The organism is Pseudomonas fluorescens (assembly GCF_902497895.1).
In the GTDB taxonomy this organism is placed as follows: Bacteria; Pseudomonadota; Gammaproteobacteria; order Pseudomonadales; family Pseudomonadaceae; genus Aquipseudomonas; species Aquipseudomonas fluorescens_BP.
The window spans coordinates 56,630-72,306 of record NZ_CABVHQ010000032.1 but is presented as its reverse complement, the minus strand read 5'-3'; the positions used below and the strand labels follow the sequence as shown (position 1 = coordinate 72,306).

Genomic DNA, 15,677 nt, shown 5'->3' with positions numbered 1-15,677 from the left:
GGGTACTGGCGTTGACGATGCTCCTCGAACACCTGATCGACCCACTCGGCCGGGATGGCCTGCTCCAGCGCCAACTTGGCCATGACACTGGCCGGTGCCTTTTTTTCAAACCGCGCTAAGACTTCTTCCCACATCGTTTCGTCATCCTGGACCGTAGATGGGAGAGAGTTTAAACGAAGACCTTGAAAGGGCTGGCCTTCAAGATCAAAAGATCGCAGCCTTCGGCAGCTCCTACTCGAAGGTTTCGTTCTTCCATGAAAAAAGCGCCGTTGAAGGCGCTTTTTTCATGGAAGAACGAAGCTTCTTTTTACTGCACGGTCGGCGTTTCGCCAGCGGCCTGCATGCGTTGCAGCTCTTGTGCGTACAGCGCGTCGAAGTTCACCGGAGCCAGCATCAGCGCCGGGAACGAACCACGAACCACCAGGCTGTCCAGGGTTTCGCGAGCGTACGGGAACAGGATGTTCGGGCAGAACGCGCCCAGGGTGTGGCTCATCGAAGCGTCGTCCAGGTTCTTGATCAGGAAGATCCCGGCCTGTTGCACTTCAGCGATGAATGCGACTTCATCACCGTTCTTCACGGTGACCGACAGAGTCAGCACGACTTCATGGAAGTCACCTTCCAGGCCCTTTTGGCGAGTGTTCAGATCCAGAGCGACGCTCGGCTCCCACTGCTGGCGGAAGATCGCCGGGCTTTTTGGCGCTTCGAAGGACAGGTCACGCACATAGATACGCTGCAGGGAGAATTGCGGAGCAGAGTCGTCTTCGCTGGCAGCAGTAGTGTTCTGTTCATCAGTCATCGCAGATCCTTCTCACTTTTAGGGTCTAACAGGGTTGGGGATTCAAGCCTTGAGCAGCGCGTCCAGCTTGCCGGCGCGCTCCAGAGCGTGCAGCTCGTCACAACCACCGACATGGGTGCTGCCAATCCAGATTTGCGGCACGGAAGTACGGCCGGCCTTCTGGGACATTTCAGCGCGCAACTGCGGCTTGCCATCGACCTTGATCTCTTCGAAGGCTACGCCTTTGCTCTCGAGCAGATACTTGGCTCGCGAGCAATAAGGGCAGTAGTCGCTGGAATAGACAACGACCTGGCTCATATCACTTCACCAGCGGCAGATTGTCGCCTTTCCAGCTGGCAATGCCGCCGGACAGCTTGGCGGCGGTGAAGCCGGATTTCAGCAGTTCGCGGGCGTGAGTACCGGAAGTCTGGCCCTGAGCGTCGACCAGGATGATGGTCTTGGCCTTGTGCTTTTCCAGTTCGCCGACGCGAGCGGTGAGTTTGTCGTGAGGAATGTTCAGCGCGCCAACGATGTGACCGGCAGCGAAATCCTTGGTCGGACGAATGTCGATCACCACGCCTGCGTCCTTGTTGACCAGCCCGGTCAGTTCACCGGTGCTCAGGCTACGGCCGCCACCTTTCATCTCATGGGCGATCAGCAGTGCCAGCAGAACGGCGAAGATACCGACGAGCAGATAGTGGGTAGTGGCGAATGCAATCAGGTGATCAACCATTGAAAGAGGTTCCAGGGCGTTAAAATGTCGGCCAGTATACACAGCCGCCATGGCCGACCAAACCCCGCCCGGCGGTGACGGCGATTGAACTTGCCTTTAAACTGCCACTCTTTTTTCCATACCCTTTTAATCCAGCCACGAGTGGGATCTATGACTACCACGCCTAAACCTTTGGTCCTGATAATTCTGGATGGCTTCGGTTACAGTGAAAGCCAAGAACACAACGCCGTCTATTCGGCCAAGAAGCCTGTGCTAGACCGGTTGTGCGCCACGGTGCCGAATGGTTTGATCTCGGGCTCGGGCATGGACGTCGGCTTGCCGGACGGCCAGATGGGCAATTCGGAAGTCGGCCACATGAACCTCGGCGCCGGCCGCGTGGTGTACCAGGACTTCACCCGGGTGACCAAATCGATCCGCGATGGCGAGTTTTTCGAGAATCCGACCCTCTGCACTGCCGTAGATAAAGCCGTTGCCGCAGGCAAAGCGGTGCATATCCTCGGTTTGTTGTCCGATGGCGGCGTGCACAGCCATCAGGACCATCTGATAGCCATGGCTGAGCTCGCCTTCAACCGCGGTGCCGAGAAAATCTACCTGCACGCCTTCCTCGACGGCCGCGACACGCCACCACGAAGCGCCCAGTCGTCGATTGAACTGTTGGATGAGTCCTTCAAAACCCTCGGCAAGGGTCGGATCGCCAGTATCGTTGGGCGTTATTTCGCCATGGACCGTGACAACCGCTGGGATCGCGTCTCCCAGGCCTACAACCTGATCGTGGACGGTAACGGCGAATTCAACGCCGCCACCGCACAGGAAGGCCTGCAAGCGGCGTACGAGCGCGGCGAGAACGATGAATTCGTCAAAGCCTCGACCATCGGCGAGCCGGTCAAGGTCGAAGACGGCGATGCCGTCGTATTCATGAACTTCCGTGCCGACCGTGCCCGTGAGTTGACCCGCGTGTTCGTCGAAGACGACTTCAAGGACTTCGAGCGCGCCCGCCAGCCGAAACTGGCCGCTTTCGTCATGTTGACCCAATATGCGGCCAGTATTGCGGCGCCCTCGGCTTTTGCCCCGGGCAGCCTGGAAAACGTGCTGGGCGATTACCTGGCGAAAAACGGCAAAACCCAACTGCGCATTGCTGAAACAGAGAAGTACGCTCACGTGACCTTCTTCTTCTCCGGCGGTCGTGAAGAGCCGTTCCCGGGCGAAGAGCGCATCCTGATCCCGTCGCCGAAAGTCGCGACCTATGACCTGCAACCAGAAATGAGTGCACCCGAAGTCACCGACAGAATCGTCGACGCCATCGAAAACCAGCGTTACGACGTTATCGTCGTCAACTACGCCAACGGCGACATGGTTGGCCACAGCGGCGTATTCGACGCGGCAGTGAAAGCCGTTGAATGCCTGGACCTGTGCGTTGGTCGGATTGTCGAGTCCCTGGAAAAAGTCGGCGGTGAAGCATTGATCACTGCAGACCACGGTAACGTCGAACAGATGTCCGATGATTCCACCGGCCAGGCTCATACCGCCCATACCACTGAGCCGGTACCGTTCATCTACGTCGGCAAGCGCGACTTTAAAGTCCGCGAAGGCGGGGTATTGGCCGATGTGGCGCCGACCATGCTCAAACTGCTGGATCTCAAGCAGCCTGAAGAAATGACTGGCACTTCGATATTGGTCTGACGTCCGGCAGTGTGGGAGCGAGCTTGCTCGCGATGGACTCAATGGCAACGCGTTTATCCAGAAAAAACGCGTTATCGTTAACGTTCATCGCGAGCAAGCTCGCTCCTACAGGGCGCAACTCCCACAAAGCCCGAACACAGTGGTTTTGCGCTGTTTTTAAGTGCCAGACCCGACTCAACCCCCTCCAGTCATCACACAGCCTGAATTGGGCATTTTTTTTGCGGTCCGCGGCGGGCATACTAGGCCATCCCTTTCCCTGGTGTCGCCCGCCTCTATGCTTCGCGCCCTGATGACCCTTGCTCTTGTCTGCCTGCTCCAACCGGCCTTTGCCGACGAGCGCGCGCAAACTCAACAACAGCTGGACGCTACGCGTCAGGATATTGCCGAGCTGAAAAAGCTCCTGGGCAAGCTCCAGGAGGAAAAATCCGGTGTGCAGAAAGACCTGCGCGGCACCGAAACCGAAATGGGCAAGCTGGAGAAGCAGGTCGAGGCTCTGCAAAAAGAGCTGAAGAAAAGCGAATCCGAGGTGCAGCGCCTCGATGAGGAGAAAAAAAAACTCCAGAGCGCGCGAAGTGAACAACAACGGCTGATCGCCATTCAGGCCCGCGCGGCCTACCAGAACGGTCGCCAGGAGTATTTGAAGCTGCTGCTCAACCAACAGAACCCGGAAAAATTCGCCCGGACCCTGACCTATTACGATTATCTGAGCCAGGCACGCCTGGAGCAGCTGAAGAATTTCAACGAGACCCTGCGCCAACTGGCCAATGTCGAGCAGGACATCGCCCTGCAGCAGGCTCAGCTGCTGGTGCAGAAAAGCAGCCTCGACAGCCAGCGTGACGAACTCGATAAAGTCCGCAAAGAGCGCCAAATCTTGCTGGCCAGGCTCGACAGCGACGTAAAGGCCCGTGACGAAAAACTCCAGTCCCGCGAGCAAGATCAGGCCGACCTGTCGAAAGTCCTGAAAACCATTGAAGAAACCCTGGCTCGCCAGGCCCGCGAGGCAGAAGAAGCACGACAAAAAGCACTGATCGCCCAGCAGGAAGCCGAAAAAAAGCGCTTGCTTGAGGCCCAGGCGGCCGCCAGCGACGATAGCCCGCGCACACCGGCTAAAGCACAGCCCGGCCCGCTGGTTTCCAGTTCGGGAGCCTCCTACGGCGGCCCTTTTGTCTCAGCGCGCGGCAAACTTCCATGGCCAGTTGACGGTCGACTGCTTGCGCGCTTTGGCGAATCCCGTGGCGATGATACCCGTACCAAATGGGACGGGGTGATGATCAGCGCCTCCGCCGGCAGCCAGGTACACGCCGTACACGGCGGTCGCGTGGTGTTCGCCGACTGGTTGCGAGGCGCCGGATTGCTGGTCATTCTCGACCATGGCAACGGCTACTTGAGCCTGTACGGACATAATCAGACGCTACTTAAAGAGGCTGGAGACATTGTCAAAGCCGGTGAATCCATCTCCACTGTCGGTAGCAGTGGCGGCCAGGACACCCCTGCGTTGTATTTCGCAATTCGCCAGCAGGGTCGCCCCAGCGACCCCGCACAATGGTGCCGTGCGCAAGGATAAGCGCACCATCTAATAACTCAGGAGTTCGTTCGACATGCTGCATTTGTCCCGCCTTACCTCGCTGGCCCTGACGATCGCGATTGTGATCGGTGCGCCCTGCGCGTTCGCCGCCGAAACCGCGAAGCCAGCGACGGCCGCGACCACCAAGGCGCCACTGCCGCTCGACGAGCTGCGCACCTTTGCCGAGGTCATGGACCGGATCAAGGCTGCCTATGTCGAACCCGTAGACGACAAAACCCTGCTGGAAAATGCCATCAAGGGCATGCTCAACAACCTCGATCCACACTCGGCTTACCTCGGCCCGGAAGACTTCGCTGAGCTGCAGGAAAGCACCAGCGGCGAATTCGGTGGCCTGGGCATCGAAGTCGGTGCCGAAGACGGCTTCATCAAGGTCGTTTCGCCCATCGATGACACCCCGGCGTCCAAAGCAGGCATTCAGGCCGGCGATTTTATCGTCAAGATCAACGGCCAGCCGACTCGCGGCCAGAGCATGACCGAAGCGATCGACAAAATGCGCGGCAAGGTCGGCGAGAAAATCACCCTGACCCTGGTGCGCGATGGCGGCGCACCGTTCGATGTGACGCTGGCCCGCGCCATCATTCAGGTCAAGAGTGTGAAGAGCCAGTTGCTCGAGTCCGGCTACGGCTACATCCGCATCACCCAGTTCCAGGTCAAGACCGGCGAAGAAGTCTCCAAGGCCCTGGCCAAGCTGCGCAAGGACAACGGCAAGAAGCTCAACGGTATCGTCCTCGACCTGCGCAACAACCCCGGTGGCGTGCTGCAATCGGCGGTTGAAGTGGTCGACCACTTCATCACCAAGGGCCTGATTGTCTATACCAAGGGTCGCATCGCCAACTCCGAACTACGTTTCTCCGCGACCGGCAAAGACGAAAGCGAAGCCGTTCCATTGGTGGTATTGATCAACGGCGGCAGCGCCTCGGCTTCGGAAATTGTCGCCGGCGCCCTCCAGGACCAGAAACGCGCGGTCGTGATGGGTACTACCAGCTTCGGCAAAGGCTCGGTGCAAACCGTGCTCCCGCTGAACAACGACCGTGCACTGAAGATCACCACGGCGCTGTACTACACCCCGAACGGTCGCTCGATCCAGGCTCAGGGCATCGTGCCGGACATCGAAGTACGCAAGGCCAAGATCACCAACGAACAGGACAGCGAATACTTCAAGGAAGCCGATCTGCAAGGTCACCTGGGCAATGGCAACGGCGGCGCCGACAAACCGACCACCAGTGGCAAAGCCAAGCCGATGCCGCAGGACGATGATTATCAATTGGCCCAGGCCCTGAGCCTGCTCAAAGGTCTGAGCATCACTCGCAATCACTGAGATGCGCCTTGCGCCCATTCTCAGTCTGCTGTGCTGCCTGGCGGGCGCCGCTCACGGGTTGCCCGCCGATACGGAGGCCCCGCACAAGGCTTACCTGAGCCTGATCATCGATGACCTCGGGCAAAACCTGCCACGGGACCGCCGGGTGCTGGCACTCCCCGGCCCGGTTGCCACCGCGGTGATGCCCGACACTCCCCATGCCACCGAATTCGCCCGCGAAGCCCATCGCGCCGGCAAGATCGTCATGCTGCACATGCCCATGGACCCCGCTACCGGTCCATTCGCCTGGCATCCCGACTTACCCCTGGAAGAACTCGAGAAGCGCTTGAACGCGGCGTTCAAGGCCGTGCCCTACACCAGTGGCCTCAACAACCACATGGGCAGCCGCATGACCGCTGAACCCCGGGCCATGGCCTGGTTGATGGCCGACTTGCAGCGTCGGCACAAATTCTTCGTCGACAGCCGTACCAGCGCCAGCACCGCGGCCGCCGCCGAAGCGCAGAAGACCGGATTGGCGAGTGTTTCGCGGGACGTGTTTCTCGATGACGAACGCACCGAGTCGGCAATCTTCACTCAACTACAGACCGCTATCAGCCTCGCTCGCAAACAGGGCTCGGCGGTGATGATTGGCCACCCTTATCCGCAAACCCTGGCGGTGCTTGAGCGTGAACTGCCCAAGCTCAAGGCTCAGGGTATCGACTGGATCGATATCAAGTTGATGATCAGTGTTCGCGGTAATCGGGCGATGGCCGGGCATGGAAAGGATGGGGTTTACCGCTAAGCCGGTGGACATCCGCAAAAGATCGCAGCCTTCGGCAGCTCCTACGCCGATCGCGTATACCCCATGGCATTGCGGATCTACACAAACCCTGTAGGAGCTGCCGCAGGCTGCGATCTTTTAGCGATCTCAAGAACCCCTAGAGATACCGCGCCATGATGTCGTCGACCACGCCTTCATTGCGCAGCTGGTCCAGCGCAGCCTGAAGTTTTTTCACCACTTCCTCCGGCACGTTTTTGTTCAGCGCCAGATAGAGCTCAGCGCTGTTGAAGCGCAATACCGTCTTGAGCCCTGTGACTCCGTCCTGCCGCGCCAGGTAGGGACCGGCCGGGTCACCGGTGGCCCACAGGTCGATCTGGCCGTTGACCAGCTTCCTGGCGTTGTCCTGATCACGCAGGACTACCACGGGGGCGAACCCTTGCTTGGTCAGGGTCTCGGCAATCGCGTCGCCTTTGTAAGCACCGATCTTGTACTTGCGCGCCTGTTGTAGCGATTCGAGGCTGATTTTACTGTCGGCTCTGGCCAGCATGATCCAGTCATCCGGGCCGATGGGGCCAACCCATTTGAAGAGTTTTTCGCGATCCGGCAGACGCGCCATGACGAACACGCCATACCCGGGTTTTTCCAGGGCGAGCTTGTAGATTCGCTCCCACGGGAAGCGCAAGGTCAGGCTGTAGTTGATTTCGGCGCGCTTGAATATTTCGCGGACGATATCCACGGCGATACCGTTGATATTTTCGTCCTGAGCGAAGTTTTTACCGTTCTTCGCCATGTTGTACGGTGGGAAGTTTTCCGTCAGTAACACCAGTGGGGTGTCGGCATTCTCTGCAGCATGAGCCGCGCCGGCGAGCAATACCGAAGCGCTGACGAGTACAAGGAGAAGACGTTTGAACATGACGGGCTACCCAAATCCATGGCGTGCCCAAGAGTGCCGTGAGGCCGCCATGCTGTCTAGTGGCCTGTGTGGCTAGTTCGTTAGCTCAAATTCGGATACCAGAAGTCCATAGCCAAGGCGCTGTGACGAGTCATAGCCCGCTATGGCGAGGAACAGCAACGCAGGATATGGGCTCGGCAACGAAGTTGACTAACAGAACTAGCCACACAGGCCACTAGGGCCTTTATGCCGAACGACTAGCGAACAACGATGCCGCGCTGCGCCATATAGGCCTTGGCCTCGGGAACCGTGTATTCGCCAAAGTGGAAAATACTTGCCGCCAATACCGCGCTGGCGTGGCCTTCCAGAATGCCGTCCGCCAGATGCTGCAAGTTGCCGACCCCACCCGAGGCAATCACCGGAATCCCCAACGCATCGCTGATGGCGCGGGTAACGCCCAGGTCGAAGCCGTTTTTCATGCCGTCCTGATCCATGCTGGTCAGCAGAATCTCACCGGCTCCCAGGCCTTCCATCTTCATCGCCCACTCCACCGCATCCAGGCCGGTCGGCTTGCGACCGCCGTGGGTGAAAATCTCCCAGCGTGGAGCTTCGCCAGGCAAGGAGACCTTCTTTGCGTCGATCGCGACGACAATGCACTGCGAACCGAAATGCTGTGCAGCCTCGCCCACAAACTCTGGATTGAACACCGCAGCGGTGTTGATCGAGACCTTGTCCGCGCCGGCATTGAGCAGGTTGCGAATATCCTGCACGGTACGCACACCACCACCCACAGTCAGCGGAATGAACACCTGGCTGGCCATGCGCTCGACGGTATGCAGCGTGGTATCGCGGCCATCGACGCTGGCGGTGATGTCGAGAAAGGTAATCTCGTCGGCGCCTTGCTCGTCATACAGACGGGCAATTTCCACCGGATCGCCGGCGTCACGGATGTTCTCGAACTTGACGCCCTTGACCACCCGGCCGTTATCCACGTCCAGGCAAGGGATGATGCGTTTGGCCAGAGCCATGGGCTTAATCTCCGATTAAGAGTTGCAAGCTTGTAGCTACAAGCTGCAAGTAAGAGCGGATCGCGGTCACGCTTCTAACTTGCAGCTTACAGCTTGGAGCTGGCCGCGTAGCCATCACAAAATGCTTGAGCCTCAGCCACATCCAGAGTGCCCTCATAAATCGCCCGGCCTGTGATGGCGCCGATGATCCCCGGGGCCTTGGCGTCGAGCAGAGACTTGATGTCGCCCAGGTTGTGGATGCCACCGGAAGCGATTACCGGGATCCGCGTAGCGGCTGCCAGCGCTGCGGTGTACGACACGTTGCAACCCTGCATCATGCCGTCTTTGGCGATATCGGTATAAACGATGGCCGAGACGCCGTCTGCTTCGAAGCGCTTGGCCAGGTCGATCACCTGCACGGTGCTGATTTCAGCCCAGCCGTCGGTGGCGACGAAACCGTCCTTGGCGTCCAGGCCGACAATCACCTTGCCCGGAAACGCGCGGCAAGCCTCGGCAACGAATGCCGGATCCTTGACCGCCTTGGTACCGATGATCACATAGCTGACGCCAGCCTTGACGTAGTGCTCGATGGTTTCCAGCGAACGGATACCACCGCCGATCTGGATCGGCAGGTTCGGATAGCGCTTGGCGATAGCGGTGACCACGTCGCCGTTGACCGGCTGACCTTCGAAGGCACCGTTCAGATCGACCAGATGCAGACGGCGGCAACCGCCCTCCACCCACTTGGCGGCCATGCTCACCGGGTCATCGGAGAATACCGTGGAATCTTCCATGCGGCCCTGGCGCAGACGTACACAGGCACCGTCTTTAAGATCGATAGCGGGGATAATCAGCATCTGGCAAACCTTCAAATTCGATTTTTCAGCTTCACTCGAAAATCAGTTTTTCTCGAGCGCCCACAAGTCGCTTTCGATGCTTTCGAACCTCTCTTTGAGGTGCGTCTGCACATCGAAAATCGCCCTGTTGTAATAGTGCGGAGCAATTTCGCGGGTAAACAGATCGAGGATTTCAGCCGCCTCGAACGAGCCCAGATCAAGCTCGAAGCGATCTTCCATGAAGCGCTTGATCTTGCTGTTGGCTTCGTTCTCCTGCTCAGGGGTGAGCGTGAGAATCGGCGGCTTCTTCCTGGCCATTACCAGCGACCGTCCCAGGCGGCGAAGTTCTGCAGCAATTGCAGGCCATGGGTATGGCTCTTCTCCGGGTGGAACTGCACGGCAAAACGCGAGCCTTCGGCCAGCGCCGCGGCGAAGTCGACACCATAATGACCGCCACCCACTACCTGCCGCGGGTTGCCGGCGGCGATGTAGTAGCTGTGCACAAAGTAAAAGCGCGCCAGGTCCGGAATGTTGTGCCACAGCGGGTGATCCACCGCCTGGTGCACTTCGTTCCAGCCCATGTGCGGGACTTTCAGGTGCTCGCCGTCTTCGTGCAGACCTTTGCCGAAGAACTTCACCTGGCCCGGAAACAGACCGATGCAGTCAACGCCGTCGTTCTCTTCACTGTGGTCGAGCAAGGCTTGCATGCCTACGCAGATGCCGAGAAACGGACGATCCTGGCTGACTTCACGCACCAGCGAGTCGAAGCCCAGACGACGGATTTCCGCCATGCAATCGCGAATTGCGCCGACCCCGGGAAAGACCACCCGGTCGGCTTCGCGAATCACGTTGGCATCGCTGGTGATCAACACCTTGCCGGCACCGACGTGCTCGAGGGCCTTGGCCACCGAGTGCAGGTTGCCCATGCCGTAATCGATAACCGCGACCGTCTGCATCAGAGCACGCCCTTGGTCGAAGGCATTTGTCCGGCCATGCGCTCATCCAGTTCGACAGCCATGCGCAATGCGCGGCCGAAGGCCTTGAACACCGTCTCGATCTGGTGGTGGGTGTTATGCCCACGCAGATTGTCGATGTGCAAGGAGACGTTGGCGTGGTTGACGAAGCCCTGGAAGAACTCCTGGAACAGGTCGACATCGAAGCCGCCGACGGTAGCGCGGGTATAGGGCACGTGCATCTGCAGGCCTGGACGACCGGAGAAGTCGATCACCACGCGCGACAGCGCTTCATCGAGCGGCACGTAGGCATGGCCGTAACGACGGATGCCTTTTTTGTCGCCGATGGCTTTGCTGAAGGCCTGACCCAGGGTGATACCGACGTCTTCCACCGTGTGGTGGTCGTCGATATGCAGGTCGCCCTTGCTCACGATATCAATGTCGATCAACCCGTGACGGGCGATCTGATCCAGCATGTGCTCAAGAAAAGGAACACCGATATCAAATCGGGCCTTTCCGGTGCCATCCAGGTTGATCGAGGCTTTGATCTGGGTCTCCAGAGTGTCGCGCTCGACGGACGCCTTACGTTCGGCCATCACCAGCTCCGCAAAATCATTGGGCGAAAAAGGCAGCCATTATAGGCTCGCGGGCGACAAACAGAAACATGAAGGTCAATATCACTGACGGGCTGAATCCAGCACCTCCAGTGATGTACATGTCAGTACAAGCAGCTCAAGACAATTTCATGTGAACGTTGACCGTAGGAGCTGCCGCAGGCTGCGATCTTTTCGGGCATAAACCCCATGCGCCTGACACAACACATGACTACCATTTGCTCATGACCGAAAAATCAAACTGACATCACCTCTTTGCGTCATCTGCTCTCGTACGTACCGTCCAAGGAAATCCCATGCCCATCGTTGTCGAGTCACTGAGCGAAGCCAGCTACCAGGATCAGCAAGACTTGCAGAAAATTTATCGCGATGCCCCAGACTGGCTGCTTGCGCCGTTCGGCGATGAACTGCAGCTGATCGAACACGGCCTGCGCGACGGCAGCCTGATCGCCGGCCGCTTCAATGACCGCCTGCTGGGGGCGGCACGCCTGCAACGGCAGCCTGAGGTCTGGCACCTGTCGCAATTGTGCGTACGAAAAATCACCCGACGCCGCGGCGTGGCCGAGCGCCTGGTGAGCGAAGCACAAAGAATGGCTGAGCAGCAGGGCGCAACACTGCGTCTGCTGGCACCCGCCGGGCATCTGGAGGCGCTGGCACTGGCGGCCAAGCTGCACCTGCCGCTGGATCTGCTCTAATTGCTATCCATGGCCTGCCTCCGGGTTCGGGGCGCTATACTCCCCGGCTAAATTTACGAATTCGACACACTACAAGGACTCGCCCATGAAAGCGTTTGGCAAAATCCTGGGTCTGGTAATTCTCGGGCTGTTGCTGATCATTGTGGCTCTGGGCTTTGCCCTGACCCACCTCTTCGATCCCAACGACTACAAAGACGAGATTCGCCAGATGGCCCGCGACAAGGCCCACATTGAGCTGACGCTCAATGGCGATATCGGCTGGAGCCTGTTCCCCTGGCTTGGCCTGGAACTGCACGAAGCCAGCGTCGCGACCCTGACCAACCCGACCAAACCTTTCGCCGACCTGCAGATGCTCGGTTTGTCGGTACGCGTGATCCCACTGCTGCGCCGCGAAGTACAGATGAGCGATGTCCGTGTCGAAGGGCTGAATCTGCGCCTCAATCGCGACAAGGATGGCCACGGCAACTGGCAGGATATTGGCAAGACGGCGCCGATCGCCACACCGGCCGACGCCAGCGCAACCACGGCCGGGGAACCCGCACCAGCTCCGACTCAAGCACCCGACAAGCCTGCCCAGCCGATTCGCCTGGATATCGACAGCCTGACCGTGAACAACGCCCGGGTTGAATATTTCGATGAACAGAGCGGCAAGCAGTACAGCGCCGAAAGCATCCAGCTGAGTACCGGGGCGATCCACGAAGGTACGAGTATCCCAGTCAAACTGACGGCATTCCTGGGCAGCAGCCAACCGGTATTTCGAGTCAGAACCGAACTCGGCGGCGAACTGCGTTTCGACCGGGTACTCAAGCGCTATCAGTTTGAAGACATGAAGCTCTCCGGCGAAGCATCCGGCGAACCGCTGCAAGGCAAGACCATGACCTTTGCCGCCCAAGGCCAGTTGCTGGTCGACAAGGCAGCCAACGTTGCCGAATGGACTGGCCTGAAAATCTCCGCCAACCAATTGCGCGCCCTGGGCGAGCTGAAGGTCAACGATCTGGACAAGACTCCGCAAATCAGCGGCGGGCTGTCAGTTGCCCAGTTTGACCTGGCGAAATTTGTCGACAGCATCGGCCAGAAGCTTCCAGCCATGGCCGAGGGCAGCCTGAGCAAGGTCGAACTGGTCAGCCGCCTCAAAGGGACGCCCACCAGCATTGCCCTCGAAGACCTGAATCTGAAGCTCGACGACGGCACCTTCACCGGGCGCATCGCAGTCGACGACTTCGCCAAGCAATCACTGCGCGTACAGCTCAAGGGCGACACCTTCAACGTTGATCGCTACCTGCCGCCAAAATCCGCAGAAGCCAACAGCGCCGCGGTGGCCCGCAAGGCTGAAGTGAAAAGCAGCGAGGACACTGCCATGGCCGGTCCCGCGACCTCCCCCCTGCCCAGCGCACCGACCAAGGGCGCCTGGAGCACCGAAAGACTGCTGCCGATCGAACGCCTGAGCAAACTGGATATCGACGCTGACCTGAGCGTCGGCCAACTGACCCTCGACAAGCTACCGATCCAGAATGCAACGCTCAAAGCTTCCGGCCAGGGCGGCCTGCTCAAACTCGACAACCTGCGCGGCGAGCTTTACGACGGCAATTTCGACGCCAGTGGCAACCTTGACGTACGCCAGCCAGAGCCGATGCTGAGCATGCAGACACGCATCAACAATGTGCCGGTCGAACGCTTCCTCGAAAGCCAGGGGCAAACGCCGCCGGTGAAAGGCCTGGTCACCTTGAACAGCAACCTGACTGGCAGCGGTAATAGCCAGAAAGCCCTGATTGACAGCCTCAACGGCACCAGCAGCTTCGTCATCAACGATGGCGTGCTGCTTAACGCCAACCTTGAACAGCAACTCTGCCAGGGCATTGCGACACTCAATCGGAAAACCCTCAACGGCCCACCACGGGGCAAGGACACGCCGTTCGAGGAGCTCAAGGGCAACCTGACCTTCCGTAACGGCGTGGCCAGCAACCCCGACCTGAAAGTGCGAATCCCGGGGATGACCGTCAAAGGCAACGGTGATGTCGACCTGCGGGTGCTGGGCATGGATTACCGTGTCGGCATCCTCATCGAAGGCGACAAGAGCGACATGCCGGACCCGGCCTGCCAGGTCAACGAGCGTTATGTCGGCATCGAGTGGCCATTGCGTTGCCGCGGCCCGCTGGAACTGGGGGCCAAGGCCTGCCGCCTGGACAATGACGGCATGGGCAAGGTCGCGGCCAAACTGGCCGGTGACAAACTCGGCGACAAGATTGAAGAAAAACTCGGCGACAAAGTCAGCCCGGAACTGAAAGACGCCCTCAAGGGGCTGTTCAAACGATGAGAGACGAGCAATTTTCAACGGCGGTGCTGGAGTGGTACGACCGCCACGGCCGCCACGATCTGCCCTGGCAACAGGGCATCACCCCGTATCGGGTGTGGGTCTCGGAAATCATGCTGCAGCAGACCCAGGTCAGCACCGTGCTGAACTACTTCGATCGCTTCATGGGGTCCTTGCCAACGGTTGAAGCCCTGGCCGCGGCACCAGAAGACGAAGTGCTTCATCTGTGGACCGGCCTGGGCTACTACACCCGTGCCCGTAACCTGCAGAAGACCGCGAAGATCATCGTCGCCGACCACGCCGGCGAGTTTCCTCGCGACGTTGAAAAACTCATCGAGCTGCCCGGCATCGGCTTGTCCACCGCCGGCGCCATTGCCAGTCTGAGCATGGGCCTGCGCGCACCGATCCTCGACGGCAACGTCAAGCGGGTGCTGGCACGGTTTACCGCACAAGAGGGCTACCCGGGTGAACCCAAGGTGGCCAAACAGCTGTGGGCCAATGCCGAGCGCTTCACACCCCACAGCCGAGTCAACAACTACACCCAGGCAATGATGGACCTCGGCGCGACGCTCTGTACCCGCAGCAAACCCAGCTGCCTGCTCTGCCCGCTGAAAAGCGGCTGCCAGGCGCACTTGCTCGGGCTGGAGACTCGCTACCCGATTCCCAAGCCGCGCAAGAGCGTGCCGCAGAAGCGCACCCTGATGCCGTTGCTGGCTAACCGCGATGGCGCCATCCTGCTTTACCGTCGTCCCTCCACGGGCCTCTGGGGCGGTCTCTGGAGCCTGCCGGAACTGGATGACCTCGGCGACCTGGAACATCTGGCGCTGCAACATTCGCTCGAACTGGGCAAACATCACGCACTGCCAAGCCTGATTCACACCTTCAGCCATTTCCAACTGGCTATCGAACCCTGGCTGGTTCAGGTCCAGGAATCCGGCCATCACGTGGCCGAGGCTGACTGGCTCTGGTATAACCTCGCCACCCCGCCGCGCCTGGGCCTTGCCGCCCCGGTGAAAAAGCTGCTCAAACGCGCGGCCGACGTATTGAACGCAGGAGAGTCGTCATGACCCGCACCATCATGTGCCGCAAGTACAAAGAAGAATTGCCCGCCCTTGAGCGCGCTCCATTCCCGGGCGCCAAAGGCCAGGACATTTTCGATCACGTCTCGGCCAAGGCCTGGGCTGACTGGCAAAAGCACCAGACCCTGCTGATCAACGAAAAACGCCTGAACATGATGAACGCCGAGGACCGCAAATATCTGCAGGGCGAAATGGACAAGTTCTTTTCCGGAGAGGACTACGCCAAGGCCGAAGGCTACGTGCCGCCGTCCGAATAACCCCGCTTTATCGGGGCTTGGGTCGTAAGCGACGGTAATAATTAAACTTTTTTTGAAAACTTGCTTGACGACCCCCCGAAAAACCAGTTTAATGCGCCCCGTTGCCCAGATAGCTCAGTCGGTAGAGCAGGGGATTGAAAATCCCCGTGTCGGCGGTTCGATTCCGTCTCTGGGCACCACAT

17 protein-coding genes and 1 tRNA gene are annotated in these 15,677 nt (G+C 59.3%); 9 read left to right on the top strand and 9 right to left on the bottom strand.

Annotated elements, in window-relative coordinates; genetic code table 11:
- Positions 1-307: 307 nt before the first annotated feature.
- From secB to F8N21_RS17375, 3 genes are read right to left on the bottom strand one after another with little or no spacing between them, the layout of a single operon-like run.
- Positions 308-796: a protein-export chaperone SecB gene (gene secB / locus F8N21_RS17385; RefSeq protein ID WP_150643290.1), complete on the bottom strand. Its 489-nt coding sequence runs from the start codon at positions 794-796 to the stop codon at positions 308-310.
- Between the two features lie 42 nt (positions 797-838).
- The gene (gene grxC, locus F8N21_RS17380; RefSeq protein WP_150643289.1) at positions 839-1,093 is read right to left on the bottom strand and encodes a glutaredoxin 3; all 255 of its coding nucleotides are present in this window, start codon (positions 1,091-1,093) and stop codon (positions 839-841) included.
- Between the two features lies 1 nt (position 1,094).
- Positions 1,095-1,508, bottom strand: coding sequence for a rhodanese-like domain-containing protein (locus F8N21_RS17375; RefSeq protein WP_150643288.1), 414 nt, complete (start codon positions 1,506-1,508; stop codon positions 1,095-1,097).
- A 150-nt stretch (positions 1,509-1,658) separates the two neighbouring features.
- On the opposite strand from F8N21_RS17375, the gene gpmI reads away from it, so the two are divergent.
- The 4 genes from gpmI to F8N21_RS17350 all read left to right on the top strand — a co-directional run bounded on the left by gpmI (position 1,659) and on the right by F8N21_RS17350 (position 6,872).
- A complete protein-coding gene (gene gpmI, locus F8N21_RS17370) occupies positions 1,659-3,188 on the top strand; it encodes a 2,3-bisphosphoglycerate-independent phosphoglycerate mutase (protein ID WP_150643287.1) in 1,530 nt (509 codons plus the stop codon).
- A 274-nt stretch (positions 3,189-3,462) separates the two neighbouring features.
- Entirely contained in the window at positions 3,463-4,752 is a 1,290-nt protein-coding gene (locus tag F8N21_RS17360) for a murein hydrolase activator EnvC family protein (protein WP_150643285.1), read from the top strand.
- Between the two features lie 34 nt (positions 4,753-4,786).
- Positions 4,787-6,091 carry a S41 family peptidase gene (locus tag F8N21_RS17355; protein ID WP_150643284.1) on the top strand — a complete coding sequence of 435 codons (1,305 nt, stop codon included), beginning with the start codon at positions 4,787-4,789 and terminating at the stop codon, positions 6,089-6,091.
- Between the two features lies 1 nt (position 6,092).
- Positions 6,093-6,872, top strand: coding sequence for a divergent polysaccharide deacetylase family protein (locus tag F8N21_RS17350; RefSeq protein WP_150643283.1), 780 nt, complete (start codon positions 6,093-6,095; stop codon positions 6,870-6,872).
- A 136-nt stretch (positions 6,873-7,008) separates the two neighbouring features.
- On the opposite strand, the gene F8N21_RS17345 is transcribed toward F8N21_RS17350, so the two are convergent.
- From F8N21_RS17345 to hisB, 6 genes are all read right to left on the bottom strand, one after another.
- Positions 7,009-7,764, bottom strand: a complete 756-nt coding sequence (locus tag F8N21_RS17345) for a substrate-binding periplasmic protein (RefSeq protein WP_150643282.1) — start codon at positions 7,762-7,764, stop codon at positions 7,009-7,011.
- Positions 7,765-8,000: 236 nt separating this feature from the next.
- The gene (gene hisF, locus F8N21_RS17340; RefSeq protein ID WP_150643281.1) at positions 8,001-8,771 is read right to left on the bottom strand and encodes an imidazole glycerol phosphate synthase subunit HisF; all 771 of its coding nucleotides are present in this window, start codon (positions 8,769-8,771) and stop codon (positions 8,001-8,003) included.
- Positions 8,772-8,857: 86 nt separating this feature from the next.
- Entirely contained in the window at positions 8,858-9,607 is a 750-nt protein-coding gene (gene hisA, locus F8N21_RS17335; protein WP_150643280.1) for a 1-(5-phosphoribosyl)-5-[(5-phosphoribosylamino)methylideneamino]imidazole-4-carboxamide isomerase, read from the bottom strand.
- Between the two features lie 42 nt (positions 9,608-9,649).
- The gene (locus F8N21_RS17330) at positions 9,650-9,904 is read right to left on the bottom strand and encodes a DUF2164 domain-containing protein (protein WP_150643279.1); all 255 of its coding nucleotides are present in this window, start codon (positions 9,902-9,904) and stop codon (positions 9,650-9,652) included.
- Entirely contained in the window at positions 9,904-10,542 is a 639-nt protein-coding gene (gene hisH / locus F8N21_RS17325) for an imidazole glycerol phosphate synthase subunit HisH (RefSeq protein WP_150643278.1), read from the bottom strand. The genes F8N21_RS17330 and hisH overlap by 1 nt, the downstream gene beginning before the upstream one ends.
- On the bottom strand, positions 10,542-11,135 hold the full coding sequence (gene hisB / locus F8N21_RS17320; protein WP_150643277.1) for an imidazoleglycerol-phosphate dehydratase HisB: 594 nt from the start codon (positions 11,133-11,135) through the stop codon (positions 10,542-10,544). The genes hisH and hisB overlap by 1 nt, the downstream gene beginning before the upstream one ends.
- Positions 11,136-11,449: 314 nt before the next feature.
- Here hisB and F8N21_RS17315 point away from each other — a divergent pair, with 314 nt between their 5' ends.
- The 5 genes from F8N21_RS17315 (at position 11,450) to F8N21_RS17295 (ending at position 15,674) form a co-directional block, all read left to right on the top strand.
- Positions 11,450-11,848: an acetyl-CoA sensor PanZ family protein gene (locus F8N21_RS17315; protein ID WP_150643276.1), complete on the top strand. Its 399-nt coding sequence runs from the start codon at positions 11,450-11,452 to the stop codon at positions 11,846-11,848.
- 85 nt (positions 11,849-11,933) lie between these two features.
- Entirely contained in the window at positions 11,934-14,162 is a 2,229-nt protein-coding gene (locus F8N21_RS17310; protein ID WP_150643275.1) for an AsmA family protein, read from the top strand.
- Positions 14,159-15,226: an A/G-specific adenine glycosylase gene (gene mutY, locus F8N21_RS17305; protein ID WP_150643274.1), complete on the top strand. Its 1,068-nt coding sequence runs from the start codon at positions 14,159-14,161 to the stop codon at positions 15,224-15,226. The genes F8N21_RS17310 and mutY overlap by 4 nt, the downstream gene beginning before the upstream one ends.
- A complete protein-coding gene (locus tag F8N21_RS17300) occupies positions 15,223-15,495 on the top strand; it encodes an oxidative damage protection protein (protein ID WP_150643273.1) in 273 nt (90 codons plus the stop codon). The genes mutY and F8N21_RS17300 overlap by 4 nt, the downstream gene beginning before the upstream one ends.
- A 103-nt stretch (positions 15,496-15,598) precedes the next feature.
- Positions 15,599-15,674, top strand: a tRNA-Phe gene (locus tag F8N21_RS17295).
- The last annotated feature ends 3 nt before the right edge of the window (positions 15,675-15,677 follow it).

What these genes read in the sequence shown, in the direction of transcription:
- secB (WP_150643290.1), bottom strand. Translation starts at nt 796, where the DNA reads ATGACTGATGAACAGAACACTACTGCTGCCAGCGAAGACGACTCTGCT.
- grxC (WP_150643289.1), bottom strand. Translation starts at nt 1,093, where the DNA reads ATGAGCCAGGTCGTTGTCTATTCCAGCGACTACTGCCCTTATTGCTCG.
- F8N21_RS17375 (WP_150643288.1), bottom strand. Translation starts at nt 1,508, where the DNA reads ATGGTTGATCACCTGATTGCATTCGCCACTACCCACTATCTGCTCGTC.
- gpmI (WP_150643287.1), top strand. Translation starts at nt 1,659, where the DNA reads ATGACTACCACGCCTAAACCTTTGGTCCTGATAATTCTGGATGGCTTC.
- F8N21_RS17360 (WP_150643285.1), top strand. Translation starts at nt 3,463, where the DNA reads ATGCTTCGCGCCCTGATGACCCTTGCTCTTGTCTGCCTGCTCCAACCG.
- F8N21_RS17355 (WP_150643284.1), top strand. Translation starts at nt 4,787, where the DNA reads ATGCTGCATTTGTCCCGCCTTACCTCGCTGGCCCTGACGATCGCGATT.
- F8N21_RS17350 (WP_150643283.1), top strand. Translation starts at nt 6,093, where the DNA reads ATGCGCCTTGCGCCCATTCTCAGTCTGCTGTGCTGCCTGGCGGGCGCC.
- F8N21_RS17345 (WP_150643282.1), bottom strand. Translation starts at nt 7,764, where the DNA reads ATGTTCAAACGTCTTCTCCTTGTACTCGTCAGCGCTTCGGTATTGCTC.
- hisF (WP_150643281.1), bottom strand. Translation starts at nt 8,771, where the DNA reads ATGGCTCTGGCCAAACGCATCATCCCTTGCCTGGACGTGGATAACGGC.
- hisA (WP_150643280.1), bottom strand. Translation starts at nt 9,607, where the DNA reads ATGCTGATTATCCCCGCTATCGATCTTAAAGACGGTGCCTGTGTACGT.
- F8N21_RS17330 (WP_150643279.1), bottom strand. Translation starts at nt 9,904, where the DNA reads ATGGCCAGGAAGAAGCCGCCGATTCTCACGCTCACCCCTGAGCAGGAG.
- hisH (WP_150643278.1), bottom strand. Translation starts at nt 10,542, where the DNA reads ATGCAGACGGTCGCGGTTATCGATTACGGCATGGGCAACCTGCACTCG.
- hisB (WP_150643277.1), bottom strand. Translation starts at nt 11,135, where the DNA reads ATGGCCGAACGTAAGGCGTCCGTCGAGCGCGACACTCTGGAGACCCAG.
- F8N21_RS17315 (WP_150643276.1), top strand. Translation starts at nt 11,450, where the DNA reads ATGCCCATCGTTGTCGAGTCACTGAGCGAAGCCAGCTACCAGGATCAG.
- F8N21_RS17310 (WP_150643275.1), top strand. Translation starts at nt 11,934, where the DNA reads ATGAAAGCGTTTGGCAAAATCCTGGGTCTGGTAATTCTCGGGCTGTTG.
- mutY (WP_150643274.1), top strand. Translation starts at nt 14,159, where the DNA reads ATGAGAGACGAGCAATTTTCAACGGCGGTGCTGGAGTGGTACGACCGC.
- F8N21_RS17300 (WP_150643273.1), top strand. Translation starts at nt 15,223, where the DNA reads ATGACCCGCACCATCATGTGCCGCAAGTACAAAGAAGAATTGCCCGCC.